The organism is Breoghania sp. JC706 (assembly GCF_037026715.1).
In the GTDB taxonomy this organism is placed as follows: domain Bacteria; phylum Pseudomonadota; class Alphaproteobacteria; order Rhizobiales; family Stappiaceae; genus Breoghania.
Window position 1 is genome coordinate 294292 of record NZ_JBANCG010000004.1, and the last position, 26193, is coordinate 320484.

20 protein-coding genes are annotated in these 26193 nt (G+C 67.0%); 3 read left to right on the top strand and 17 right to left on the bottom strand.

Annotated elements, in window-relative coordinates:
• Positions 1-182 precede the first annotated feature (182 nt).
• Complete coding sequence (locus tag V2L18_RS09850) at positions 183-2375, top strand: SulP family inorganic anion transporter (RefSeq protein WP_336178059.1); 2193 nt, start codon at positions 183-185, stop codon at positions 2373-2375.
• Between the two features lie 102 nt (positions 2376-2477).
• On the opposite strand, the gene V2L18_RS09855 is transcribed toward V2L18_RS09850, so the two are convergent.
• The 8 genes from V2L18_RS09855 to V2L18_RS09890 form a co-directional block, all read right to left on the bottom strand.
• Positions 2478-3914, bottom strand: coding sequence for an NAD-dependent succinate-semialdehyde dehydrogenase (locus tag V2L18_RS09855; protein ID WP_336178060.1), 1437 nt, complete (start codon positions 3912-3914; stop codon positions 2478-2480).
• A 1-nt stretch (position 3915) separates the two neighbouring features.
• Positions 3916-4962 (bottom strand): tartrate dehydrogenase, encoded by a 1047-nt coding sequence (locus V2L18_RS09860; protein WP_336178061.1) that lies wholly within the window; start codon positions 4960-4962, stop codon positions 3916-3918.
• A 17-nt stretch (positions 4963-4979) separates the two neighbouring features.
• On the bottom strand, positions 4980-6443 hold the full coding sequence (locus V2L18_RS09865) for an aldehyde dehydrogenase family protein (protein WP_336178062.1): 1464 nt from the start codon (positions 6441-6443) through the stop codon (positions 4980-4982).
• Between the two features lie 137 nt (positions 6444-6580).
• Positions 6581-7945: an FAD/NAD(P)-binding oxidoreductase gene (locus V2L18_RS09870; RefSeq protein WP_336178063.1), complete on the bottom strand. Its 1365-nt coding sequence runs from the start codon at positions 7943-7945 to the stop codon at positions 6581-6583.
• Complete coding sequence (locus V2L18_RS09875) at positions 7942-8286, bottom strand: (2Fe-2S)-binding protein (RefSeq protein WP_336178064.1); 345 nt, start codon at positions 8284-8286, stop codon at positions 7942-7944. The genes V2L18_RS09870 and V2L18_RS09875 overlap by 4 nt, the downstream gene beginning before the upstream one ends.
• The gene (locus V2L18_RS09880; protein ID WP_336178065.1) at positions 8283-10268 is read right to left on the bottom strand and encodes a hydantoinase B/oxoprolinase family protein; all 1986 of its coding nucleotides are present in this window, start codon (positions 10266-10268) and stop codon (positions 8283-8285) included. The genes V2L18_RS09875 and V2L18_RS09880 overlap by 4 nt, the downstream gene beginning before the upstream one ends.
• Positions 10269-10272: 4 nt before the next feature.
• The gene (locus V2L18_RS09885; RefSeq protein WP_336178066.1) at positions 10273-12360 is read right to left on the bottom strand and encodes a hydantoinase/oxoprolinase family protein; all 2088 of its coding nucleotides are present in this window, start codon (positions 12358-12360) and stop codon (positions 10273-10275) included.
• A 92-nt stretch (positions 12361-12452) separates the two neighbouring features.
• Positions 12453-13337 carry a LysR family transcriptional regulator gene (locus tag V2L18_RS09890; protein WP_336178067.1) on the bottom strand — a complete coding sequence of 295 codons (885 nt, stop codon included), beginning with the start codon at positions 13335-13337 and terminating at the stop codon, positions 12453-12455.
• Positions 13338-13442: 105 nt separating this feature from the next.
• Between V2L18_RS09890 and V2L18_RS09895 the strand changes: the two genes are divergently transcribed.
• The gene (locus V2L18_RS09895) at positions 13443-14549 is read left to right on the top strand and encodes an FAD-binding oxidoreductase (protein WP_336178068.1); all 1107 of its coding nucleotides are present in this window, start codon (positions 13443-13445) and stop codon (positions 14547-14549) included.
• Between the two features lie 2 nt (positions 14550-14551).
• On the opposite strand, the gene V2L18_RS09900 is transcribed toward V2L18_RS09895, so the two are convergent.
• Positions 14552-15877 (bottom strand): FAD-binding oxidoreductase, encoded by a 1326-nt coding sequence (locus tag V2L18_RS09900; RefSeq protein ID WP_336178069.1) that lies wholly within the window; start codon positions 15875-15877, stop codon positions 14552-14554.
• Between the two features lie 171 nt (positions 15878-16048).
• On the opposite strand from V2L18_RS09900, the gene V2L18_RS09905 reads away from it, so the two are divergent.
• Positions 16049-16531: an Lrp/AsnC family transcriptional regulator gene (locus V2L18_RS09905; RefSeq protein WP_336178282.1), complete on the top strand. Its 483-nt coding sequence runs from the start codon at positions 16049-16051 to the stop codon at positions 16529-16531.
• 271 nt (positions 16532-16802) lie between these two features.
• On the opposite strand, the gene V2L18_RS09910 is transcribed toward V2L18_RS09905, so the two are convergent.
• The 8 genes from V2L18_RS09910 to V2L18_RS09945 all read right to left on the bottom strand — a co-directional run bounded on the left by V2L18_RS09910 (position 16803) and on the right by V2L18_RS09945 (position 26142).
• The gene (locus tag V2L18_RS09910) at positions 16803-18470 is read right to left on the bottom strand and encodes an ABC transporter ATP-binding protein (RefSeq protein ID WP_336178070.1); all 1668 of its coding nucleotides are present in this window, start codon (positions 18468-18470) and stop codon (positions 16803-16805) included.
• Positions 18467-19333: an ABC transporter permease gene (locus V2L18_RS09915; RefSeq protein WP_336178071.1), complete on the bottom strand. Its 867-nt coding sequence runs from the start codon at positions 19331-19333 to the stop codon at positions 18467-18469. Before V2L18_RS09915 ends, V2L18_RS09910 begins: the two co-directional genes overlap by 4 nt.
• Positions 19333-20292: an ABC transporter permease gene (locus V2L18_RS09920; RefSeq protein WP_336178072.1), complete on the bottom strand. Its 960-nt coding sequence runs from the start codon at positions 20290-20292 to the stop codon at positions 19333-19335. Before V2L18_RS09920 ends, V2L18_RS09915 begins: the two co-directional genes overlap by 1 nt.
• A 71-nt stretch (positions 20293-20363) precedes the next feature.
• Positions 20364-21977 (bottom strand): ABC transporter substrate-binding protein, encoded by a 1614-nt coding sequence (locus tag V2L18_RS09925; RefSeq protein ID WP_336178073.1) that lies wholly within the window; start codon positions 21975-21977, stop codon positions 20364-20366.
• 89 nt (positions 21978-22066) lie between these two features.
• The gene (locus V2L18_RS09930; protein ID WP_336178074.1) at positions 22067-22798 is read right to left on the bottom strand and encodes an HAD-IA family hydrolase; all 732 of its coding nucleotides are present in this window, start codon (positions 22796-22798) and stop codon (positions 22067-22069) included.
• Between the two features lie 191 nt (positions 22799-22989).
• A complete protein-coding gene (locus tag V2L18_RS09935) occupies positions 22990-23901 on the bottom strand; it encodes a glyoxylate/hydroxypyruvate reductase A (RefSeq protein ID WP_336178075.1) in 912 nt (303 codons plus the stop codon).
• Positions 23901-25274, bottom strand: coding sequence for an aspartate aminotransferase family protein (locus V2L18_RS09940; protein ID WP_336178076.1), 1374 nt, complete (start codon positions 25272-25274; stop codon positions 23901-23903). The genes V2L18_RS09935 and V2L18_RS09940 overlap by 1 nt, the downstream gene beginning before the upstream one ends.
• 16 nt (positions 25275-25290) lie before the next feature.
• Complete coding sequence (locus V2L18_RS09945; protein WP_336178077.1) at positions 25291-26142, bottom strand: GNAT family N-acetyltransferase; 852 nt, start codon at positions 26140-26142, stop codon at positions 25291-25293.
• Between the last annotated feature and the right edge of the window lie 51 nt (positions 26143-26193).

A 26193-nucleotide genomic window follows, 5' to 3' on the forward strand; every position in this document is an offset into this window, starting at 1 on the left:
AGCCGCTTCTATAGGGGGTTGCCAATGCCCCATCCAAGGCGCGATCCGCGCGCTCCTGTCCCAGACCGCGAGGATTCCGTCCCAGGCCGTGCGCGACGGGGGAGTCCTTACGTCTTTTGCGCTAAGGCTGCGCCCGCGCGCGTCATCGTCCTTCCTTCCAGGCACTCTGGAGATCCCTGCCCATGGCCGCACGTTTCGTCGCGACCCGCACTATCCTGAACCCGCTGATCTTCGCGCTGATTGCCGGCCTCGACAGCCTCGGCACGAGCATCGCCTTCGCCGCCCTGATCTTTTCCGGGCCGCTTGCCTCCGCTTTCGGCGCCGGCGTCACGGTCATGCTGCTCAGCTGTGTGATCCTCGCCGTCGGCGTGGCCTGGCGCAGCGGCTGTCCGACCAGCCTCGCCCAGGTGCAGGAGGCCAATATCGGGGTGCTGGCAACGGCGGCAGCCGCTGCAGTGGCCGCCATCGGTCATGCCCCTGAGGGCACGAAGATCGCCACCGTCTTCGCCCTTCTCAGCATCGGCAGCCTCGGCACCGGGCTCCTGTGCTACCTTTCCGGCCGGTTCCGCTTCGGCGTGCTCGTGCGCTTCCTGCCCTATTCGGTGGTTGCCGGATTTCTGGCCGGTTCCGGCTGGCTGCTGGTTCAGGGCGCGGTGATGATGATCAGCGGCGCGAGCGATGCGGCCGGCCTGATCCGGGCTCTGCACGATCCGGCGGCGACCACCATGCTCGGCTGCACGCTGGGCTTTGCGCTGGCGCTTGGCCTCAGCCTGCGGCTGTCGAGCAATCCGCTGCTCGCCACCGCGATCCTGTTCGCGGCCATCGCACTGTTCTACGCCGCCCTCGCCGCCGCGGGGCTTTCCCCGGCTGACGCCCGGCGTCTCAACTGGCTGCCGGCCGCCGCCGGTTCCTCCGGGTCGATCGCGCTTTCGCCGCTTCACATGGTCGAACAGGTGGACTGGAGCGCCATTCTGCGTGCGCTGCCTCTCCTCGCCACCCTGCCGCTCATCACCATCGCCGGCCTGCTGCTGAACGCCGGCGGTCTGGAGGCGGCGACCGGCCGGGATATCGACCCGAACCGGGAACTGAAGGTCGCCGGCGCGGCCAATCTCGCGGTCGGACTGATCGGAGGCGCGCCGGGCTTCACCGGTCTCAGCATGACGTTGCTGGCCGGGCGGCTGGCGGCAAGGGGGCGCTCGGCCGGGATCGCCACCGCGCTCGTGCTCTGCCTTGCGCTGCCGTTCGCGGTCGAGCTTGCCTGCGCGGTGCCGCTCTTCGTCGCCGCCGGGCTGATGCTCATGCTGGGATGCGAGCTGCTGCACGACTGGGCGCTGGCGGTGCGCAAGAACCTGCCGCCGCTGGAATGGGCGGTTGTGCTTGCCATCGTTCTCTGCGTCGTGGTGTTCGGCTTCGTCACCGGCATCGCACTCGGACTGGTCTTCGCCATCGTGACCTTCGTCTACACCTACGCGCGCCTGCCGGTGCTGCGGCTGGAGGCGAGCGGGCGCGACCGGCGCAGCAGCACCGAACGCTCACCCGCGGCAAATGCGATCCTCGACCGGCACGGCCACCTCATCCAGGTCATCGAACTGCAGGGCTATCTGTTCTTCGGCACGGTCGACCAGGTGGTGCGCGCCATCCGCCGCCGCATCGAGGCGACCGATCCGCCCCGCTGCCTGATCCTCGACTTCCGGAACGTGAGCGGCATGGATTCCGCCGCGGCCGCCGGCTTCGTCAAGATCTTCCGTAGGTTCGCGGCGGCCGAGGTCGCGCTCGTGCTGTCGCCGGCCGGGCCGGATGTGGCGCGGATCGCCGACGAGGCGCGGGACCGGGATGCCGCGCCGGCGACGCCCGTCACCGTGGAACGGGATCTCGATCATGCCCTGGAGGCGGCCGAGGACCGGCTTCTGGCCAGTTTCGGCGAAACCGGCCAGCGTAAGGACATCGCCGCCCACCTGCTGCGCGAACTGGGGCCCCATCCGCGCCTGTCGGCGCTCGTTTCAGAGATGGAGCGGATCGCACTCGGCGCCGGCGAAACACTGATCCGCGCCGGAGAGCGGGCGAGCGACATCTACATTCTCGCATCGGGCCGGGTGAAGGTGCAGATCACGCTTGGAACGGGCCGCACGATGCGCCTGCGCAGCATGACCGCGGGCGCGGTGCTGGGCGAGGTCGCGTTCTATCTCGGCGGCACGCGCACGGCCGACGTGATCATCGAGGAGGATGCGGTGCTGTTTCGCCTGACGGGGGAAACCCTGCGGCGACTGGAGGCCGAGGACGCCACGCTCGCCGTGCTTGCCCACCGCCTCTTCGCCGCCACGCTCGCCGAACGCCTGTCGCTCGCCAACCGCATGGTCCAGATCATGGGCGCCTGAGGCCAGACATGTGACTGGGCATGAAACCGGACATGAAACCGGACACGCAAGGCGCGCCCGGCGGGGATGGCTGCGATCGAGACAAGTCCGCGCGGCCCTCGCTCACAGACCGCCGAAATGGAAAGCCTTGGTTTCCAGATATTCCTCGATGCCTTCCTGCGCGCCTTCCCGGCCAAGGCCTGAGGATTTGACGCCACCAAACGGCGCGACCTCATGGCTGACGACGCCGGTGTTCAGCCCGACGAGGCCGAATTCCAGCGCCTCGCCGAAACGGAAGGCGCGGGCCATGTCGCGGGTGTAGAAATAGGCCGCCAGCCCGTAGGGCGTGCCGTTGGCGATCTCCAGCGCCTCTTCCTCGGTCTCGAACCGGAAGATCGGCGCCACCGGGCCGAAGGTCTCCTCGCCCGCCAGCCGCATCTCCGTCGTCGCGCCCGTCAGCACCACCGGATCGGCGAATTGCGCGGCCAGCCGGCGCTGCCGGGTCACGCGGGTCGCACCCTTTTCCAGTGCGTCTTCCACATGAGCGGAAATCTTGGTGATCGCCGCCTGGTTGATCATCGGGCCGATCTGGGTTCCCGCTTCCATCCCATCCCCGACCTTCAAGGCATCCACCCGCTCCGCCAGCGCAGCCACGAAGGCGTCGTGGATGCCCGACTGGACCAGCAGCCGGTTGGCGCAGACGCAGGTCTGCCCGCCATTGCGGAACTTGGAGACCATCGCGCCCTCCACTGCCGCATCGAGATCGGCGTCGTCGAAGACCACGAAGGGCGCGTTGCCGCCCAGTTCCAGCGACAGCTTCTTGAGCGTGGGCGCGCATTGTTCGGCCAGCAGGGCGCCGACCCGCGTCGAACCGGTGAAGGAGAGCTTGCGCACGACGGGTGAACCGGTGAGCGTCGCGCCGATCTCTTCCGGCCGGCCCGTCACGATGTTGATGACGCCCTTGGGGATGCCGGCCCGCTCGGCAAGCACGCCGAGCGCCAGTGCCGAATAGGGCGTGAAGTCGGAGGGCTTGATCACCATGGTGCAGCCGGCGGCGAGCCCCGGCGCCACCTTGCGGGTGATCATGGCGTTGGGAAAGTTCCACGGCGTGATGATGGCGCACACGCCCACGGGCTCCTTCATCGCGAAGATCTTCTTGCCCGCGACCGGCGAGGGGATGATGTGGCCGTTGATCCGCCGCGCCTCTTCCGCGAACCAGCGCACGAAGGAGGCACCGTAGAGGATCTCTCCCTTCGCTTCCGCCAGCGGCTTGCCCTGTTCGGCGGTGAGGATCTGCGCGAGATCGTCGGCGTTGTCGAGCATGAGCTGATACCAGCGCATCAGCAGATCCGCCCGCTCCGCGTGGGTGCGCGCCTTCCACGCCGTCATCGCCTCGGCGGCGGCGGCGATGGCGCCTTCCGTCTCCGCCGCCGTAATGTCCGGCATGGTTCCCATGACGGCACCGCTCGCCGGGTTGATCACGTCCATGTCGGCACGCGCGATCCACGCGCCGTCGATCAGGGCGGACTGGCGGAAGAGATCCGGATCCTTGAGCTGCATGTCAGTCTCCGAGTTCAGCGACGATGGTCGCGGTGATTTCACCGGTGGAATGAGAACCGGGGCGGATGCCGATGCCCTTCGCGGTTGTCGTTTCGATGGCCTTGAGCACGGCCGCCGCCGCGTCGCTCTCGCCCAGATGCTCCAGCATCATCGCGCCCGACCAGATGGCGGCGATGGGGCTGGCGATGTCCTTGCCGGCGATATCCGGGGCAGATCCGTGCACCGGTTCGAACATCGAGGGGCCTGTGCGATCGGGACCGATATTGGCGGAGGCCGCAAACCCGAGCCCGCCCTGGATGGCGGCGCCGAGGTCGGTCAGGATGTCGCCGAAGAGGTTCGAGGCGACCACCACGTCGAGCTCATCGGGGGCCATCACCATCTTTGCCGCCATGGCATCGATGTGCATGTGGGCGACCGTGACGTCCGGGTACTCGCGCGCCAGTTCGCGGGTGATCTCGTCCCAGAAAACCATCGAGTATTTCTGAGCGTTGGACTTGGTGACCGAGGTCAGGTGCCTGCGCCGGGCCCGCGCCTGCTCGAAGGCGAAGCGCAGGATGCGCTCGACGCCGCGGCGGGTGAAGACGGAGGTCTCGACCGCGACCTCGTTGTCCTGCCCCTGGTGAACGCGTCCGCCGGCGCCGGAATACTCGCCTTCGGTGTTCTCGCGAATGCACAGGATATCGAAGCCCTGCGCCTTCAGCGGCCCCTCGACGCCGGGAAGCAGCCGGTGAGGGCGGATATTGGCATAGAGGTTGAACGCCTTGCGGATCGGCAGAAGCAGCCCGTGCAGTGAGACCGCGTCCGGAACGCTCGCCGGCCAGCCGACCGCGCCCAGGTAGATCGCGTCGAAGGCCCGAAGCGTTTCGATGCCATCCTCGGGCATCATCGCCCCGTGCTTCAGGTAGTATTCGCACGACCAGGGAAAGGTCTCGCACGCCAGCGCGAAGCCGAACAAGTTTGCGGCCGCATCGAGGACCTGCATCGTGGCATCGGTCACGTCCACGCCGATGCCGTCGCCGGGGATGAGGGCCAGCTTGTGGGTCTTCATGAGCATTCCTTGTGAAATCAAAGGTCGATCAGGACCGACTTCGCTCGCCGGTTGGCGTTGTAGGCCTCACGTCCGAGATCCTTGCCGAGGCCGCTCGACTTCCAGCCGCCGGTGGGCAGGATGTGATCGCGGGAGCGTCCGTAGCGATTGACCCAGACGGTTCCCGCCTCGAACGCCTTGGCAAGACGCAGGGCGCGGGAAAGATCGCGGGTGAACAGACCGGAACATAGGCCGTAAGTCGGATGATTGGCGAGCGCCATCGCTTCCTCCTCCGTCTCGAAGGTCTGGAAGGTGGCGACGGGTCCGAAGATCTCTTCCCGGATGGCCGGGTTTTCCGCGTCCGCACCGGCAATGAGGGTCGGCCGATAGAAACTGCCTGGCCGGTCGAAGCGCTCGCCGCCGCACAGGATCTCCGCGCCTTCCTGCGTGGCGGCGCGAACGATACCGTCGATGCGGGCGAGCTGGTTTTCCGAAATGATCGGCGAGAAGCCGGCGTCCTCCTCCCAGGTCGCGCGCGGCTGGTGGCGGGCGAACCGCTCGATCAATCTGGCGGCGAGGTCTTCGGCGATCTCGCGCGCGACGATGAGCCGGGAGCCGGCCACGCAGACCTGACCGGCATTGGCCGTGATGCCCCGGTCGATGCAGTCGGCGGCCAGATCCAGATCGGCATCGGCGAAGACGACGACGGGGCTCTTGCCGCCCAGTTCCAGCGTCATCGGCTTGATGCCGGTGCGCGCGATGTTTTCCATGATCTGCCCGCCCGCGCGGGTGGAGCCGGTGAAGGATATCTTGGCGATATCCGGATGCCCGGTGATCGCCGATCCGGTAACCGGCCCGTCGCCCAGAACCACGTTGACGAGCCCAGCCGGAAGGCCTGCGCGCACCGCAAGCTCGGCCAGATGGAGCGTGGAATAGGGCGTCATTTCCGACGGCTTCAGCACCACGGCGTTGCCGGCGGCAAGGGCGGGGCCGAGCTTCCAGGCGGCCATGGAAACGGGAAAATTCCAGGGCGTGATCGCGCCGATCACTCCGTAGGGCTCGCTGGCGATGTAGCCGAACTGATCGCCGGCAACAGGAACGAGATCGCCTCCTTCCTTGTCCGCGAATTCGGCGAAGAAGCGGATCTGCTCCGCGGAGATCGCTATGTCTCCGGCCTTGGCCTGGGCGACGGGCCGGGACGAACAGACCGCCTCAAGCTGCGCAAGACGCACGGCCTCCTGCTCGATCAGGTCAGCCCACCGGCAAAGCGCGCGCAGGCGTTCGCGCGGCGCGGCTTGCGCCCAACCGGAACTCTTCAACGCAGCGCGCGCGCTCTGCACGGCGCGATCGACCATCGCGGCGTCGGCGCGTGGGATCGGTTGAAGGTCGCCGCCGCTTGAAGGCGCTGTGACCGGGATTTCTTCCGCACCCTCCACAAACTGGCCACCGATATGGTGGCAGGCGGGAACGGACAGGCTGGACGGATTGAAAGCGAGCGTCATGGGGCTTCTCACATGGTGGAGCCGCAGCGTCGCAGACGGGGGGCGGCGCATGATGCCGAAACGCGCAGATCGGCGGCATATTCCACTGGCCGGCAGATCGGGGCGAAGCAAAAGATTCGGCCCAGCAGCACCCCGCGTCAGGTATCGGGATCCGCCTGCAGAAACGCGGACACGGGAATGGGCCGGACAGGCGGTTGCGCGCGCAGCCGCCCGACCTCGCACAGCGTACGGCCGGTTTCGCCGGCAACGATTTCCGCGCCCGCGAGCTGACAATAGCGCCCCTGACAGCGCCCCATCCCGACGCGGGCGAGCGACTTGACCCGGTTCGCCTCGGGACCGGCAAGGGCGAGCGCGGAGCGGGCATCGGCCACCGTCACCCCCTCGCACCGGCACAGCACGGTTTCTCCGGACAAGTTGCGCACCATGTCGGCGGGCCACGGAAACGCGCTCGCAACGCCTTTGGCGAAGCTTGTCATTCGTGCCAGCCGGCGCAGATCCTTTCCAGGGTCCGAGGCAGCCAGGGACATGTCGCGAAGGCAGGCGATCGCGGCAAGGCGTCCGGCGATCTCGGCCCCGTCGGCACCGAGCAGGCGCAGGCCGTCACCAGCCAGATAGAGCCCGTTTCCGGCGCGGCCCATGGCGTCCGCAACCGGAAGCCATTGATGCCAGATAGGCGACCATTCGAACCGCGCGCCAGCCAGATCCGCAAGATGGGTTTCGGCGCGCAGATGCCAGCCGAGCGCGACCGCATCGCACGAACTGACCCGCGCACGGCCCGCCGCGTCGCGCCAGCGCAGGGCGGTGGGGCCACCGGCGTCAGCCTCGATCCGGTCCAGCGTCGCGCCGGGATGATAGTGTCGGCCGAGCCTCGCGCGCAGGACGAGCCCGCGCAGGGTCACGAGCGGACGCGCGAGCGCCATGGAAACGCCGCCGGCGGCCTGCGCCGCGAGCGGGGCCGTATCAAGCACGGCGGCGACGTCCGCTCCGGCCTTTATCAGTTGATGAGCGACAAGGGTCAGCAAGGGGCCGGATCCGGCCAGCACGAGCCTGCGCCCGAGCGCCACCCCTTGCGACTTCAGCGCGATCTGCATGGCGCCGAGGCTGTAGACGCCCGGCGCCTGCCAGCCGGGAACGGGGGCGAGCCGGTCGCTCGCGCCCGTGGCGAGGATCAGCCGGTCGTACGCGATCCGGCGCACCGTGCCCTCCTGCACGATATGGGCGACGCCATCGGCGAGCGCGAACACGGTCGCACGGGGGAGGTGGTCCACCCGCCCCTCGCGCACGAGCCCGTCGAAAGTCCGGTGCAGCGCCACGGCCTTTGTAGCTTCCGAGCCGTAGAGGCTGCGCGGGGGACGGGTGAAGCCGGGGGGCGGCCTGCGATAGATCTGCCCACCCGCGCGCTCGCCCTCATCCACGATCTGCGGACGAAGGCCGGCAGCGGCGAGCGTTTCGGCGGCGCGGATGCCGGCCGGCCCGGCACCGACGATCAGCACACGGGTCATGGCGTCGTCTCCGGTCCGGTATCTGCTCCGATATCGGGCCAGATCTCCGGTGCGCCGGAGCGCAGGCGCATTCCATCGCGTGCGGGCGTCCGGCATGCCTGAAGGCGGACGCCGTCCTCCTGCCACACCCAGCAATCCTGACAGGCGCCCATCAGGCAGAAGCCCGCGCGGCGCTCGGGTCCGAATTCGGCCTTGCGCAGGCTCCGGCGCGCGGTGAGAAGCGCCGTCAGCACCGTGTCTCCCTCCAGCGCGCTCACCGTCTCCCCGTCGAAGCTCAGGGTGAGGCGCGCGCGTGTTTCCGTCTCCGCCACCCGGACGAACCGGCCCGCCGCCGGTCTCACTCCGCCACCTCGCTCAGGAAGGCCGGACGGGGCAGATCCGGAAAACGTTCGCAGGTCTCCGCGAAGGCCAGATCGACGCCCTGCACACCCTTTCGTCCGCTCATGCGCCGGAAGATCTCCGTCTTGGCGAAGAAGCGCCAGTGGATCGGCAGGTCCGCCAGGATCGCGGTCAGCCGATCATAGGCCGCCGTCGTCCACTGCGCCTCGTAGCCGTCACGCTCGGGGCCGAAATGGAAATGGCCCTTCGGCATGGCGGCTGCGGCACGGCAGCGGCGCGTTTCCTCTTCGTCCACCTGCCCCTCGCGCAGCACCACGCCATAGTCGGTACGGGCAGCGTGCTCTGACACATAACCTCGGGCCACATCGCGCGCCACGCGCCAGGGCTCGCGTTCCATCGGATTGCCGCGCCCGCCGCCGCCCGCGGAGCGGATTTCCAGAATGTCTCCGGGCTGCAAAACGGCCGTGTCGATGTTTCCAAGCCGGCGTTCATCGTCCCGGCCCGGGTTGACGATCATGTCGGAAAGCCCCGCCGCGCGCCCACCCAGAATACCCCAGGGACGGAAGAAGGAACGGTCACGATTGCGCGCCGTGATGCGCGTGTCGGGCGAAAAGACCTTGAACGCCATTTCGGTCGCAAGCCCGCCGCGCCAGCGGCCTGCGCCGCCGGTGTCGCGCGCCAGTCCGTATTTTATGAACTCCACCGGCACCTCGGTCTCGGTGATCTCGATTGGCGTGTTCTTCAGATAGGCGGCATCGGCGCCCGACCCGTTGGTGCCGTCGCGGTGGGGCATGCCGCCACCGCCGCCGACCACCGGATTGACCGCGGCGATGACCAGCTTGCGGGTGCGCTCGTCGCGCGTCATCACATTGACGATGCAATTGTTGCCGGCCGGGGCCGCCGGCATCTTTTCAGGCAGTGCCTGCGAGAAGGCACCGAAGATCACCGAGCGCAGGCGCGCGCACACGAGCGAGCGCATGCCCACGGCGGCCGGCGCCACCGGGTTCAGCACCGTGCCTTCCGGCGCGATGCAGGTGAAGGGCCGCGTGAGGCCGGTGTTGAGCAGGATGCGCGGGTTGAGCGTGTAGAGAACGTAATAGACGCCGACGAGCAGTATGGTGTGGCGCGGATCGCCGCCCGAAGGCACGTTCAGCGAGCTGGCCAGCTGCGGGTCCGAACCGGTGAAATCCAGAACCGCCTCGTCTCCGCGAATGCGCAAGGTCAGCTTCAACCGGCACGGATTGGCGTTGTCGCTGTCCTCATCCGCATAGTCTGCGAAGACGTAATCGCCGTCGGGGATCGCGCGCAGAATGTCGCGCGCCTGCGCCTCCGCCTGCTCCTTCAACGCGTCGACGCCGGTCAGGAACCCCTGTTTGCCGAAACGCTCGATCATCGCATGGACCTTGCGCTCGCCGGTGTTCAGGGCCCCCACGAGCGCCTTGATATCACCGATATTGAGCGCGGGCTTGCGCACGTTGGTTTCCATGATCCGCAGGATCTGTTCATCGAACACGCCCTCGCGCACCAGCTTCATGGGCGGAAAGCGGATGCCCTCCTGATGGATCTCGGTCAGCGAGCGCGACAGTGAGGCGGGCACGGCGCCGCCCATGTCGGTGTTGTGGATGTGGCCGCCCGTCCAGGCGACGATGTCGTCGCCCGCAAAGACAGGTTTCCACAAATGGGTGTCGGGCGCGTGGGTGGCCACATGGCCGGAATAGGGATCGTTGGTGAATGCCACATCGCCGGGCCGGTAGTCGTCCACCATGTCGATGGCCCGGCCATATGTCAGGCCGGGATACCAGGTCGCGCCGAGTTCCATGGGCACCGCGAAAGTGTCGCCCCGGCGGTCCATCAGCATGACCGTGAAATCCTGCGTCTCCTTGACGAAGGCGGAATGGGCCGTGCGGTGCAGGGTGTGGGCCATGTTCTCGGCCGCCGCGCGCGCATGGTTGGCGAGCACCTGGAGGGTCATCCGGTCGAACATGGGTCTACTCCGCAATCGTTAGGTGGATGTTGAGGTGAGGATCGACCCGCGCCGACGCTTTTTCCGGAATGGCGAAGGTCGTGTCCTCCTGGACGACGACCGCCGGCCCCTCGAAGCGCGCGCCGCTCGTCAGCCCGCCGCGCTCGTAGAGCGCAACGTCAGCAAAGCCGTGGCGATAGACCTGCACCGTGCGGTCGGGCGTGGCGGGGACAGGGACCGCGTCCACCGTCGGGAAGACGGGCTTGGGCCCTGCCCCGATGGCGGAGAGCCGCAGGTTCACGATCTCGATCCGGCCGTCCGGGTCATTGAAGTCGTAGATCCGCCGGTGGGTCTCGTGGAACGCCTCCGCGATCCTTTCCGGGCGCTCCAGCCACGCCGGCTCCAACGCCACCTCGATCTCGTAGCTCTGGCCGGCATAGCGCATGTCCGCCGAAAGCCTGAGATCGGCAGCACCCTCATGGCCCTGTGCGGCGAGCCAGTCCCTGCCCTCGTCGCAAAGCGAACGGAAATCTTGCCCGAGGCGGTGAAGGTGCGAGCGGTGGAGATCGGCGTAGACGGTGCGGATGAAGTCGCCGCGCAGATCCGCGACGAGGCCGCCAAGTGCGGAGACCACCCCGGGGCGGCGCGGGGCGATGACCCGGCTCATGCCGAGTTCGCGGGCAAGGAAGGCCCCCAGCATCGGCCCGCCGCCGCCGAACGGCATCAGCGCGAAGTCGCGCAGGTCCACGCCTGCGCGCGAGGAGAGCTTCTCCACTTCCACGAACATTTCGGAAATGGTGATGTCGAGGATCGCCTGCGCCGTTTCCTCAAGACCGCGGCCGAGCTGCTCCGCGAGCACGCCCACGGCCCGGCGGGCGAGGTCCACATCCATCTGCAACTGCCCGTAGGCCATGGCCGAATGGCCGAGCCAGCCGCAAACGGCCATGGCGTCGGTCACCGTCGCACGGGTGCCCCCGCGCCCGTAGCATGCCGGCCCGGGCAACGAACCTGCGCTCTCCGGCCCCACCCGCAGCACGCCCTGGCCGTCCACAGTGGCCACCGAGCCGCCGCCTATGCCGATGGAGCTGACGGAGACGGAGGGAATGTGCAGCGGGAATTCGCCGATCAGCTCGTCCGTGCCGAACTGCACAGCGCCGTCGACGATCAGCGCGAAGTCCGCCGAGGTGCCGCCGATGTCGAGGGTAAGCACCTTCGCCTCATCCGCCTGTCGGGCGAGCCAGGCCGCGCCGATGACGCCGGATGCGGTGCCCGACAGCAGCATGGAGACGCAATCGCGCCGCCCCTCGCCCGCGCTCATCAGCCCGCCGTTGGATTTCGTCAGCATCGCCCGGGCGGGTACGCCGCGCGCCTCGAGCCGGCTTTCCAGAGCCTCCAGATAGCCGGAGACGCGCGGGTGGACGTAGCCGTTCAGGATCGCGGTTGACCAGCGCTCGTATTCGCGGATGACGGGCCAGACCTCCGCGGAGGTGAAGACGAACAGATCCGGTGCCTGCGCCTCGATTGCCGCCTTGATGGCCGCCTCCTGCGCCGCGTCGCGCCAGCTGTGCAGAAGGGCAACGATGATGCCCTGAACGCCGGCGGCTCTCGCCCCCGTGACGGCATTGGCGACCGCCTCGGCGACGGCCCCTGTTTCCGGCGCCGAACCTTCGCTGCCATCGGCATGCAGGCGCACGGGAATGCCGAAGATGCAGTCGCGGGTGACCAGCGGCTCCGGGCGGTTGCAGAACAGGGAATACATGTCCGGCATGCGCAGCCGCGCCAGCTCGATCACGTCCTCGAACCCGGCATTGGTGATCAGCGCCATCCGCGCGCCCTTGCGCTGCAGGATGGTGTTGATGCCTACGGTGGTGCCATGCACGAAACGGCTCACCGTTTCCGGCGCCAGGCCCTCCCGCTCGGCCAGAAGATCGAGCCCGGTCAGGAGCTCCGCCCCCGGATTGTCCGGGGTGGTCAGCACCTTCAGCGAGGCGATCCGGCCCGAGCGGGTCTCGAGGGCACAGAAATCCATGAAGGTGCCCCCGATATCGACACCGATCTTCCAGTCGGCTGCGGGAGCGCCTTTGGACATGCTGGGGGAAGCGCTGGCATCCATGTGGATCCGTCCTTTCTGGTTCGTTGCCCGCAAGCAACCAGAAAGGGGGCGGAGCGTCCAAGACGCATCCCGGCAGACTGCATAAGTTCAACTTATGCCAAATCGGCACAGCTGGTGCGAATGTGGCCTCTCAGGATTTCCTCCGCCCGCGACAAGGCCTTGTCCTTCAGCGTCAGCAGCGACAGCGGCACGCGCGGACTGCCTGCGAGCGCCGTCATGCAGATGCCCGGATATTGCTTCCAAGGCAAAAGCGCATCGACCACCGCGATACCGAGCCCGGCCTGAACGAAGCCCACCGCGGCGATGGACGAATCGATTTCGATGTCGGGCCGGAAACCCGCGCCTTGCGCACGGGCCGCAGCCTCCAGTTCCTCGTGGGGACGGGTCAGGTTGCGGTAGGATATGACCGCCTCATCAAGGAGATCGGCAAAGGAGAGCGATGCGGTGGCGGCACGCGGATGGTCCTCGGGCAACAGGCAGCAGAAGGCGGTCGCGGCCAGTCTCTCCACGCCGATATCCGGCGGCAGATTGTCGTCGAGCGCCAACGCCAGCGCCGCATCGCCGGCGCGCAAGAGGGCGACCATGGAAGCGATGGGCGCGACGTGGGTCCGCAGAATGATGTCCGGGTGCTGGGCGCGAAAGCTCGCCAGGGCCTGCGGCAGCAGGGCCATGGCCGGCGGCGGCGAAGCGGCGACCCGCACCAGTCCCGCCCGCCCCAGCCGGAGGTCCGACGTCTTGCGCCGCATGCCTTCCAGGCCGGCGAACAGGCGTTCGGCCTCCGGATAGAGCTCCCTCGCCTCGGGCGTGGGGCGGAGCCGCCCCTTCTCGCGGTCGAAAAGCGCAAAGCCCAGTTCATCCTCCGCATGGATGAGGATCTGGCTCAGCGCCGGTTGCGAGATGTTGAGCAGCCGGGCGGCGCCGGTGACGGTGCCCGCCCGCATGACGGCGGTGAAGACTTCGAGCTGTCGGACGCGCATGGAAACTCCATAGACTGAGCTTATAGGTTTCCCACGTTCCGGTCTTTGACGAAAGAGGGTTCGCCGGCTCTGATGGGCCCGCCAGACACTGAGAAAGGCGGCGGAATGGATGCGATCGTTCTGGGCGGCGGGCTTATGGGCACGGCCTCGGCCTTCTTCCTTGCCCGACGGGGCATCCGCACCACGCTGATCGAGCGCAACCGCATCGGAACGGGGGCCACGGTCGCCTCCTTCGGCAATATCCGCCGCAGCGGCCGCTACCTGCCGCAACTGCCGCTCGCCCACCGCTCGCTTGCGCTGTGGAACCGCGCCGAGGCTCTTCTGGGCCGCGACGTGGAATTCCGTGCCACAGGTCACCTGCGACTGATCTTCGACGCGGACGGGCTCGACCTGATGCGCCGCTATGCCGAGGACGCACGCCCCTGGGGGCTCGATCTGGAGGAGCTGGGGCCGGCCGACATACGCCGCCGGTTTCCCGGTCTCGGTCCCGAGGCGATCGCCGCCTCCTTCTCGCCCGACGACGGCTCGGCCAATCCCCGGCTGGTGTCGCCGGCCTTCGCCGAGGCCGCGGCGCGCGCCGGGGCGCGCATCCTCGAAGAGACGCCGGTGACGTCGATCCGCCGGACGCCTTCCGGCTTCGCGCTGGAGACCGACGGGGGTCTTATCGAGGGCGATGTCCTGCTCAATTGCGCCGGTGCCTGGGGCAAGGCGGTGGCGGCCTCCTTCGGCGAGGATGTTCCGCTCGCGACCTTCGGCCCGCAGATGGCGGTGACCGAGCCCCTGCCGCACCGCATCCACCCAGTGGTCGGGGTCTGGTCGAGCGCGCATGGCGCCTATCTGCGTCAGGTGGAGCGTGGCAACGTGGTGTTCGGAGGCGTGGTGGCGCGCGTCCCCGTCGATCCCGTGCCCGGCCACGCCCGTCCCGATCCGGGGCGTCTTCCGGCACAGTTGAGGCAGATCGTCAGGCTGGTGCCGGCGCTGCGCGATGTCGCTGTGATCCGGCAATGGTCAGGCTGCGAGGGCTATGTGGAGGACATGCTGCCGGTGATGGGGCCATCGGCCGCCATCGCCGGGCTCTTCCATGCCTTCGGCTTCAGCGGCCACGGTTTCCAGCTCGGCCCCGGGGTGGGCGATGCGATGGCCGAGCTCATCGCCACGGGCGCGTGCGAGACGCCGCTTGAGCCCTTTCACATCGCGCGCTTTGCCTCATGAGATCAGAATTTCGCCACCTTGCCCCATTGGCTCTCGTCGAACCTCGACAGCTTATACTGGCGCGTCTCGGTGATGGGCGTGCGCCCCAGCAGCATGTCCGCCACCAGATGGCCGACGCCCGGACCGATGCCGAACCCGTGGCCGGAGAGCCCCGCCGCGATCGCCAGCCCGCGAATGCCGATATCGGCATCGATCACCGGAACGCCGTCGGGGGTGCTGTCGATGTAGCCCGCCCATTCGGCCTGAACCGGCACCTGCGCCAGCGAGGGCAGCAGAGTACGCGCACGGCGCAGCGTTTCCGCCACCAGTCGGGCGGAGGGACGCGGATCGAGAATGCGGGTCCGCTCCATCGGCGTGGGCCGGTCGAGCGCCCATTTTCTGCGCGTTTCGAACCCGGCCTGCCAGGCCTGAGCGCCGCCGGGGGTCAGCGCCCGCCAGCGCTTGGCGAGCATGGGCAGGAATTTCGGCGCCCCGAACAGCATGCCGGGCGTGGGATCGACATGGGCGCGGCCCGATATCGCCAGCGTGAGCCCGCCATCGCCCCGGCGCGTGACCGAGACGGCGGCCGTGTGCAGCGCGGGCGGGATATCGTCGGCACCGGGCGCGAGCGACAGGATGGAGCTGCGCACCGAGGACTGGGGAAGGGACACGCCGATCTGGTGAAGAAAGCTCGCCGCCCAGGCGCCGCCGGCCATCACCACCGAAGAGGTGCGGATCGTGCCATGTTCGGTGACGACGCCGCAGACCGCGCCGCCGGCCGTTTCCAGACCGCGCGCGGCGCAATTCTGGATAACCCGGCCGCCGTGTTTCTCCACCGCCTGCGCGATCAGCGGCGCGGCGCTGGCGGGATCGGCGATGCCGTCGCTGGCGCTCCAGACCCCGCCCTGCCAGGTCTGCTGCGTCTTCGCACCGCGTTCGCTGGCTTCCGCGGCGCTCAGCATGCGCGTGTCGACGCCTTCGCTGCGGGCAAAGCGTCCCCATTGCGCCCAACCCTCGATTTCCGCCTCGTCATTGGAGAGATAGAGCAGGCCGCAGCGCTGAAAGCCGAGACCGGGACCGATATCGGCGGCCATCTCCTCCCAAAGAGACAAGCTGCGCGTGGCCAGGGGCAATTCGCGCGCGTCCCGGTTCTGCTGCCGGCACCAGCCCCAGTTCCGGCTGGACTGCTCCGCCCCGACCCGACCCTTTTCCACAAGAACGACCCGCTGGCCGGCTCGCGCCAGCCAGTAGGCGGCGCTCACGCCGACGATGCCGGCGCCGATGACGACGCAATCGGCCTCGGCCGGCGGCTGGGGGGCGGTTTCGATGTGGAACAGGGGAGCGGACATGGACTTCTCCGGGCTTTTTCGGGAGCCTATCGCATGCCCGGCAGCCGCTTCTGCCGGATGGCGTGCGTCAGACGGCATTTGATGTCAAATCGAGTTGACTTTGCCGGCACGTCCGCCTTTCACAAAGGGCATAGTGTGTCGCGCTGAAGGACCAATAGGATGATCAGTAGCCTGAAACTGGACCGGATCGACGTCAGGATCCTCGCGGAGCTGCAGCGCAACGGCCGTATCACCAACGTCGAGCTGGCGGAATTGGTGAACTTGTCTCCGTCGCCCTGTCTCATGCGCGTGAAAAAGTTGCAGCAGGCCGGCTACATCACCGGCTATACGGCCCAGATCGACGTGGCGAAACTGGGGGAGACGCTCACGGTCTTTACCGAGTTCACCCTGAAGAACCACCGCCAGATCGACTTCGCCCGCTTTCAGGACGCACTGAAGAACGTCGACAGCTGTGTCGAGTGCCATCTCGTTTCGGGCGGCTACGACTATCTGAGCAAGTTCGTGACCTCGGGCATTGCCGATTACCAGATGATCATCGAAGGTCTCATCGACCGCGATATCGGCATCGACAAGTATTTCAGCTTCGTCGTGATGAAGACGCCCTTCGTGAAGACCCAGATCCCCCTGACCCGCCTCTTCGCGGACAGGGTTTAGGAGGCTTCATGGAATTGCGGAGCCGGCTCACACCCCATGCTTCGGGGCGTGCGTCAATGCGGGTGCCTCAATCCTTTCCGTCGTCATTGCTCGGCGAAGTCCGGGCAATCCGTTGCGGATGGCCGCATACGAGGCACGCGCTGGATCACCCGGACTTCGCCGGGCAATGACGGTGGAGAGGGAAAGGGCGAGGGGGTTGCGCCGTTTCCGGTCAGACTTTCCGCCCTCTTTCCACGGGAGCAGTATCGAGGACATGCTCGGAAAACCGGCCTCAGCGGTGCGAGAAGGCCGCGACCAGTTCCGGGTCCTGTTCCAGGCTTGTCAGCCAGTCGGGATCGAGCTGGGGAACGGAAGAAATCAGCAGCTTGGAATAGGGGTGTTGCGCGTCGCTCGACATGCGGGCCGCCGGCAGCGCTTCCACCACCGCCCCCTTGTACATCACCAGAACGTCGTCGCAGATCGCCTCGACCGTCGACAGGTCATGGCTGATGAACATGTAGCTCAGATTGAGCTCGTTCTGCAGGTCCCGCATGAGTTCCAGGATCGCGGCCGCGACGACCGTATCCAGCGCCGAGGTGATCTCGTCGCACAGGATCAGGACCGGATCGGCGGCGAGCGCGCGTGCCAGATTGATCCGTTGCTTCTGCCCTCCCGACAGCTCCCGCGGCAACCTGTGCCGAAGCCCCTTGGGAAGATGGACCATGTCGAGCAGTTCGTTGACCCGTCTGTCGCGCTCCGCTCCCTTGAGGCCATGATAGAAGGTGAGCGGGCGGGCCAGGATCGTTCCCACCGACTGGGCCGGATTGAGCGCCGTATCGGCGAGCTGGAAGACGATCTGCGCGCGCTGCAGCTGTCGCTTCGTCCGGTTCTGCAGGTCGGGCGCGAGTTCGTGTCCCTCAAACAGCACGGACCCGCGATAGGCCGGCAGGATGCCCGCGATCGCCCTGGCGAGCGTTGACTTGCCGGAACCGCTTTCGCCGATGACACCGAGGTTGCGCCCGGGCTTCAGCGTGAAGCTTACGTCCTGGAGCACCTTGACGGTCGGCTCGCTGTTTTCCACGCGGCCATAGCCGGCGTGAAGACCGATGACCTCAAGCAGCGGATGGTCGATATCCCGACCGCGCACCGCCACCGGCGTGTGCTTCACCGGCTCGAAGGCCGCCAGCAATTCACGGGTATAGGGATGGGCCGGGGCATGCAGGATCTGGTCCGTCGTGCCCTCTTCCTGAACCTCGCCGTTCTTCAGGACGATGATCCGGTCGGCGATCTGGGCCACGACGGCGAGATCGTGGCTGACATAGACGCCCGACATGTTCGTCTTTTCCAGCACGGAACGAAACGCCTTGAGGACCTCGATCTGGGTGGTCACGTCCAGCGCCGTGGTCGGCTCGTCAAAGATCACGAGCTTGGGATCGCCGATCAGCGCCATGGCGGCCGACAGACGCTGAAGCTGGCCGCCGGAGACCTGGTGCGGGTAGCGATTGCCGATCGTGTCGGGTTCCGGCAGGGCCAGCGCGCGGAACAAGGAGCGGGCGTGTTCCTCCGCCTCGGCGCGCGTCATCAGCTTGTGGATCGTGGCGATCTCGATGACCTGATCCATGATCCGCTTCGACGGATTGAAGGCGGCCGCGGCGGACTGGGGAACATAGGAGACCTCCACGCCGCGCAGCTTGCACCGTTCGGTTTCCGACATCGCGGTCACGTCGTTTTCGCCGACGCGGATCGTCCCCCCCGTCATTTCGCAGCCCGGGCGGGTATAGCCCAGCAGCGACAGCGCGATGGTGGTCTTGCCGGAACCGGACTCGCCGATCAGGGCCAGTATTTCGCCCGGCGCGATGTCGAAGCTCACGCCCCGGATGATATCGATCTTGCGTCCGCCGTCGGTCGTCGCACCGACCTTGAAATCGCGAACGGAAACGAGGGGGCTATCGCTCATCATTCGCTCCTGTCGCGGATCTTGGTGGGAAGATTGTCGATGAACATGTTGACCGAGATGGTGAGCGAGGCGATGGCGAGCGAGGGGAAGATCACCGCCGGCGCGCCGTAGCTCAGCCCCTCGATGTTCTCGCGCACCAGCGCGCCCCAGTCCGCGTTGGGCGGCTGGACGCCGAGGCCCAGGAACGACAGTCCGGACAGCACCAGCACGATGAAGACGAACCTGAGGCCCAGGTCGGCGAGCACCGGCCCGACGATGTTGGGGAAGATCTCGCGCAGGATCAGATAGGGCGTCGCCTCTCCGCGCGCTCTGGCAACCGTCACGAAATCCATGGTGTTGATGTTGACGGCAAGGGCGCGGGCGAACCGGTAGGAGCCCGGCATGTAGATGGCCGCGAGCGTCAGGATCAGGATCGGGATGGACGAGCCCACCGCCGCCACGACCACCAGCCCGAAGAGAAGCGACGGGATGCCGTTGAACGCATCCAGCAGGCGCGACAGGAGGGTGTCGAACCACCCGCCGATCACGGCCGCGACCATGCCGAGGATGACGCCGGCCGCACAGGCGAGCGTCACCGCCGCCAGCGAAATGCCCACGGTGTAGCGGGCGCCCATCATGATGCGCGAGAAGATGTCCCGCCCCAGATAGTCCGTTCCCATCCAGAACTGGGAGCTTACGGGGCCGAAATAGTTCCAGTCGACGATCTTGCCGACAGGATAGGGTGTGAACCACTGGCCGACGATGGCAACGACGCACCAGAAAAGAATGATCGCCAGCCCGATGCGGCCGGTCCAGTTGAAGACGTAGGTCTTCTGCCGGGGTTCGCCGCCGCGGCGGACGCGAGGGAGACGAAGAGGGAGGGTCATCAGCGTCGCAACCTCGGATTGGACAGGATGGCGATCATGTCCGCCAGCGTGGTCAGGCTCAGGTAGCTGAAGCAGAAGATCATCGCGCACGACTGGATGAGCGGAAGATCGCGGGTGGCCACCGCATCCACCATCAGCTTGGCGACGCCGGGATAGTTGAACACCGTCTCGACGATGATCACGCCACCCACGAGGTAGGACAGCGACAACGCCACGGCATTGGCGATGGGGCCGAGCGCGTTGGGCAAGGCATGCACCAGCACCATGCGCGTGCGCGAGGCGCCCTTGAGCAGCGCCATCTCCACATAGGGCGTGTTGATCGTCTCGATCATGGCCGCGCGGGTCATGCGGATCATCTGGGCGGAGACGACGAAGCTCAGCGAGATCACCGGCAGGGCGTAGGCGCGCAGCATGGCGCCGATGCTGTCCACATCCACGCCGTAGCTCAGCGCCGGAAACCATCCAAGCCATACGGCGAAGATGAGAACGGCGAGCGTGGCGACCATGAATTCGGGCACCGAGATGACGACGATCGTGGCCACGGAAATCGCGCGGTCCAGAAGGGTTCCGCGATACATCGCGGCGAGAATGCCCAGGCACAGCGCCACCGGCGTGCTCAACGCGGCGACGACGCCGGCAAGCTCCAGCGAATTGGCCAGGCGCCCCGCGATCAGGGTCGAGATCTCCATGTGGTTGACGTAGGAGACCCCGAGATCACCGGTTGCGAGGCCGGTGAGCCAATGGATGAACCGCAGCATCGCGGGCTCGTCGAGCCCCATGGCCGTGCGCAGGCCGGCGACGGCTTCGGGCGTGGCGGCCTGCCCCAGCAGGATCTGGGCGACATCGCCGGGAAGAAGCTGGGTTGCGAAAAAAACGGCGAAGGAGACGATCACCAGCGTGATCAGCGCGATCCCGAGCCGTTGGGCAACCAGAAGCCATGTTGTGGAAGATCTGAGCAAACAGGGGCTCCCCTTGCCGGAGGCCGGCGATGCGCACCCCGTTGCAGGCATGCGCACCGCCGCTTGGAAGATCAGCTTTCGAGCCAGACGTATTCCGCGAAGGCATAGCCCATCTGGCCGCCGAGGGGATTGGGCCGCAGGCCTTTCAGCCGCGAGGACAGTCCGTCCACGTTGGAAATGTAGGCGGGAATGATCGTACCGGCCTCGTTGGCCACCATCTCCTGCATGGTCCAGTAGATTTCGGTGCGCTTGCTTTCGTCAAGAGAGCCACGCGCCTCGATCATCATCCTGTCGAACTTCTCGGACTTGTACTGGCTCTCGTTCCACGGCGCGGTGGACGCATAGAGCAGCGAGAACAGGATGTCGGGGGTCGGCCGCGGGTTGATGTTGCCGAAATGGATCGGCGCCTTCAGCCAGTAGTTCGACCAGTAGCCGTCGGAAGGCACGCGCTGGACATCGAAGGGCATGCCGATCTGGTCGCCCGCCTGCTGCACGATCATCGCCATGTCGACCGAAGACGTCGCCGCGTCCGAGGCGACGATCGGGATCTTCTGTCCCAGCACGCCGGCCTTCTTGAACAGCGCCTTGGCCATGTCCGGATCGTAGGCACGCGGCTTCAGGTTCGGGTTGTGATAGCGGTCGGCAGGCGAAACGGGCTGGTCGTTGCCGATTTCGGCAAGGCCGCGCAGCGCCGATTTCTGAATGGCCTCGCGATTGATGAGGCTTTTCATGCCGTCGATGAAGCCAGCCTTCTCACCCGGATCCAGGTCCAGGCGGATATTCAGGTCGGTGTAGTTGCCGGACGTGGTGACCGAGGTCTGGACGCTCGGCTGGCCTTCCAGCAGCCGCATGGAGCGGGGATTGAGCGAGGCGCCGAGAACGATGTCGCCCGACAGCAGCGCGTTCACCCGCGCATTGTTGTCGGAGATGGCGAAGTACTCGAAGCTGTCGAGGTAGGGCTTGTTCGACTTGAAGTAGTTGGGGTTCTTCACCGCGACCGATTTCACGCCCGGCTCGAAGGTCTCGCAGATGAAGGCACCGGTTCCGTTGCCCTTGGAGAAGTCGGTGGTGCCGTCGGCGACGATCATGAAGTGGTGCAGGGCGAGAATGGTCGGCAGATCGGCATTCGGCTCGGCCAGCACGATCTTCACCGTCTGGTCGTCGACCTTCTCGATCACTTCCATCTGCTTGGCGATGGAGTTCACCTTGGAACCGACACTCTTGTCGAGGTGACGCTTGAGCGAGAAGACGACGTCGTCGGCGCCGAAGGACTTGCCGTCATGGAAGGTCACGCCCGACTTGAGCTTCACCTGCCAGGTCTTCGCATCCTCGGACTCGACCGCATCGGCGAGTTCCATCTGGATCTGGCCATGTTCGTCCAGGAACGTCAGACGGTTGTAGAAGGCGCAGCATCGCACGTAGTCGGTGGACAACGACGCCTTGGCCGGATCGAGCGTGTCGGCCGTGGAGGAGGACCAGCCGGCGGCCCTGATGTGGCCGCCCGAAACCGGCTCGGCGGCCAGCGCGTCGCTTGCGCGCAGCAGGAGACCGCTGCCCGCGGAAAGGGCCACGCCCGAGCACATCAGCATCTTCAGCAATTCGCGGCGCGACGCCCCGCGACGGATGGCATTCTCGATCATGACATCGTCACGACCGGTCCAGTTGGTCGGCATCTTGTTCGTCATTGTCGTTCCCTACTTCTGGATGCGCCCGTTCGGTTCTTTTCGCCGTTATGGGCCGTGGCTGCTGCAGAAAGTCGGCGTTACGCTTCACGTTACGCTTCAAAGGCGCTGTCGGCGGCCTCGGCCAATTCGATCAGCGCACGGAAGTGATAATCGGGCTCGGTGACGCTTTCGGGCGCGATCGTACCGCCATAGCCCTTCTGGGCATGACGCCGCTCGATCCAGGCATTGCTCATGCCCAGCCGCCGCGAAATGCCGATGTCGTGGTACTGGCTCTGCGCAGTGTGAAGGATGTCGTCCTTGCCGGCGCCCGCCGCCTCGACATGGCGGAAGACCTTCTCGAAGAAGACGGGGTCCGGCTTTTCCGTCCCCGTCTCGTCGGTGGTGAAGCTCGCCCAGAAGGGAAAGCCGAGCTTTTCCTCGTATTTCTCGAAAGCCCACCGGCGGGCATTGGTCATGGCGATGAGGCGGTAGTGTTTCTTCAGCCGGGCCATGGCCTCGACACTGTCGGGAAAAGGCTTCGCCTCCGCCACAGCGTCGATCATCGACTGCCGGTGTTGCGGCGTGTCGGGAAGCCCCAGGGCTGTCGCGATCTGCCCGTAGCAACGGCCCAGATCGTCGGGAAACAGCCCGGCATCGGGCTGATAGCGCGCCGCGCTGTAGAGGGAAAGCGCCGCCTCGCCGTCCACTGTGACACCGGCCGTGGCCGCAATCGTCGCCAGCCCCTGCAGGATCGCGCCTTCGAAATCGATCAGCGTGCCGACGACATCGAAGGTCAGATAGGCGAAGGCCGTCAGGGGCTTTACGGCGGCGTGGGTTATCATTGCGGCCAAACCTTCCGATTGCGGCCCGAACGCGGCGACTTGCGCCGACCGGCACCGGGACCTGTCTTCCATCTAGCAGCAAGCTTCCGACAGCTTGCCGGCTTCTTTTCTCCGAAAACCGCGGGGGGTGCGGCATATTGTTTCGTATTGCGCGAGGTTGCGGCATATCGCGCCAAATGGCGGTTTCGGCCTCAGTACCCCCGGCTCTGGTCCACCAGCCCCGGAATGGGATCGCCCGCACGCGAGGCCCTGATGACCTCCAGCGCATGCCTCGCGCCTTCGTGCGGATCCGTGTGAGACGCGACATGCGGCGTCACGATCAGGTTCGGCTCCCGCCATGCCCAGTGATCGGCCGGAAGCGGTTCGGGATCGGCCACATCCAGCATCGCGGTGCCAAGCCTGCCGCTCGCCAGTCCGGCGCGCAGCGCCTCCATGTCGAGATGCGCCGCACGCCCTGCATGAACCAGACAGGCGCCTTTCGGCAGCTGCGCGAAGAGCTTCGCATCGAGCAGGCCTCGTGTCTCGTCGGTGAGCGGCAGCAGGCAGACCAGGATATCGCTGCGGGCAAGAAAATCGCCAAGGCCCGCCTCGCCATAGACGTCGACACCGTCCACCGGCGTGCCGGATCGGCTCCATCCGGCAACGGGAAATCCCAGCTGTGCGAGGCTTTGCGCGGCAAGGCGGCCGATCCGGCCCATTCCCATGATGCCGACGCGCCGCGTCCCGGCCGGGCGCGCCGGGTGGGCCTGCCACAGCCCATGCCGGGCCTGCTCCAGATAGCGGGGCATGTCGCGGTGCAGCATGAGCGTCGCCATGACCACCCAGGCGCGCACCATGTCCTCGATTCCCGGCGCGATCGTGCGCGCAAGCGCGACTCCGCGCGGCAGGGGCGGGATCTGGTCGACACCGGCGCCCACGCTGAGGACGACCTTGAGGTTGGGATATCGCGCCAGGTCTTGCGGCGGCGTCCAGCAGGCCACGTGGGTGATGCGGGAGGGATCGCTCACCGCCTCCTCGCCCACCAGCATTTCCTCTCCGGCCTCCGCGAAGACGGAACGCCACACGGCCGCGCGTTCCGCCGTCGACAGGAAGAGCAGCGCCATCAGCCGAGAATGTCCCGGATTTCCGGGTCCTGAAGCGTCTGGTCCAGAACCGTGCGCGTGCGCTCCACGATCTGGTCGATCTCGTCGGCCGTGCAGCACAAGGGCGGCGCGTAACCGAAGATGCCTTGCGGGAACGAGCGCACGATGAGGCCTGCGTCCCAGGCCCGGTCGAACAACCGTGTGGCGGGCTGGAGGGATGCGGGAAGCGGCGTCCTGGCGGCCTTGTCGCTCACCAGTTCCACGGCGGCCAGCATGCCGCGCCCGCGCACGTCGCCAACCAGCGGATGATCGGCGAGCGAGCGAAGGCCCTCCATCAGACGTGCGCCCATGGTGCGGCCGTTTTCCAGCAGTCCGCCTTCATAAAGGGCGAGCACCTCCAGCGCCACTGCGGCGGAGACGGGATGGGCGGAATAGGTGAAGCCGTGGCCGACCGCCTTGGCGCCCGCGCCATCGGCGATCGTCTGGTAGACATGCTCGCGCATGAACACCGCGCCCATGGGCACGTAGCCCGACGTCAGCCCCTTTGCGGTGGTCATCAGGTCGGGCACGATGCCCTCTTCCTCGCAGGCGAACAGCGGGCCGGTGCGGCCAAAGCCGGTGATGACCTCGTCGGCGATGAAAAGGATGCCCAGTTCGCTGCACACGTCGCGCATCGCCTTGACCCAGCCCGTCGGCGGCACGAGCACGCCGCCCGATCCCTGGATCGGCTCGAGATAGAATGCCGCCACCCGCTCCTCGCCGATCTCGGCAACCTTGGCGCGCAGTTCGGCGACCGATGCATCGATGATCGCCTGGGGCTCAGGGCCGACCGGGTTGCGATAGACGTAGTGCGACGAAATCTTGTGCTGCCAGGAATAGGGAACCCCGAAGCCTTCATGGAAGCCGGGAAGCGCGGTGAGCCCCGCCCCGGCCGACGTCGAGCCGTGATAGCCCTGTTCCACCGAGATGAACTGGTCGCGCTGCGGCTCGCCCCGGGCATGCCAGTAGTAGCGGACGAAACGGATGGTGCTGTCGACCGCATCGGACCCGCCGAGCGTGAAGTAGATGTGATCGAGATCGCCCGGCGAGCGTTCGGCGAGCTCCGCCGCCAGCCGGATCGGCGCCTCGGCGCCAAGGTCGAAATAGCCGGTGGCATAGGGCAGCTTGCGCATCTGATCGGCGGCCGCCGCCACGATGCTCTCATGACCGTAACCGGCGTTGACGCACCACAGGCCCGCGAAACCGTCGATCAGCGTGTGGCCCTCGGCATCTGTGACCTGCGCCCCTTTCGCCGAACGCAGGACGCGCACGCCCCGGGCCTCGTGGCCGCGGAAGGAGGAGACCGGGTGGATCAGATGCGACCGGTCGAGTTCGACGAGGGAATTGCTCAGCATGGAAATCTCCCAGGGATCAACCCAAAGCCTGCGAGGCGAGGGCGAAGGTCGTGAAGGGGGTGCTCGCTTCCGGCCTCGCCTGGCAGACCATCGACGTGCCGCCTCCGGCGCGGGCAAGACCGAGGCTTTCCAGGAACGGCGACAAATCGTGCGACGCGGGCACGTCAATGCGCAGGAACGTGCCTTGCGCGCGGCGCGCGGCTTGCGCGATCAGCGCGCGGGCGGTGTCGCCATCCTCGGCGACCACCGGGCCGACAACCTGCCCCCGCCCGAAGGGGCGCAGCATCGCGAACCCCTTCTCGGCGCGCAGCACCGTGCCCGTTTCCGCGATACGCCGCAGGACCGGCTCGCGCGCCATGCCGGATGCGGCCCGGTCCATCTCCGCCAGGCGGGCGACGTCGCCGAGCGAGCCCGTCGTGACCGCGCGGTCCGCACCGTCCGCCTGCGCGATGCCCTGGTGCTGGACGATCTGGCCGGTCTCGACAAATCCCAGTTTCCGGTAGAGCGGCAAACCGTCCTGCGTGGCCGTCAGCCGGATTTCGCGGGGTCCGGCCATCTCGATCACCGCGTTCATCAACTGGCGGCCGAGGCCGCGCCCGCGCATGGAGGCATCGACGATGATCATGTTGAGCGCGGCGACATCGCCGAATGTCGAGCAAAGCGCGGTGCCGACGACCATATCGCCCGAGAGCGCCGCGACGCCGCGCGAGGCGGACAGCGTCAGCGCCCAGTCGTCGCTGCGGTGCGGCCAGCCGGCCTGCTCAGAAAGGCGCACGGCGCCGTCGAGGTGGTCGGGCGCGAAAGGCACCAGGCGCACGTCGGTTGCGGTGAGGTCGGGCAAGGAGGCTCCGTCGTTCATCATTGCCATGAGGTCCGTTTCGTTGAAGGTCAGGATAGGGGCAGACGGGCGGCATCATCG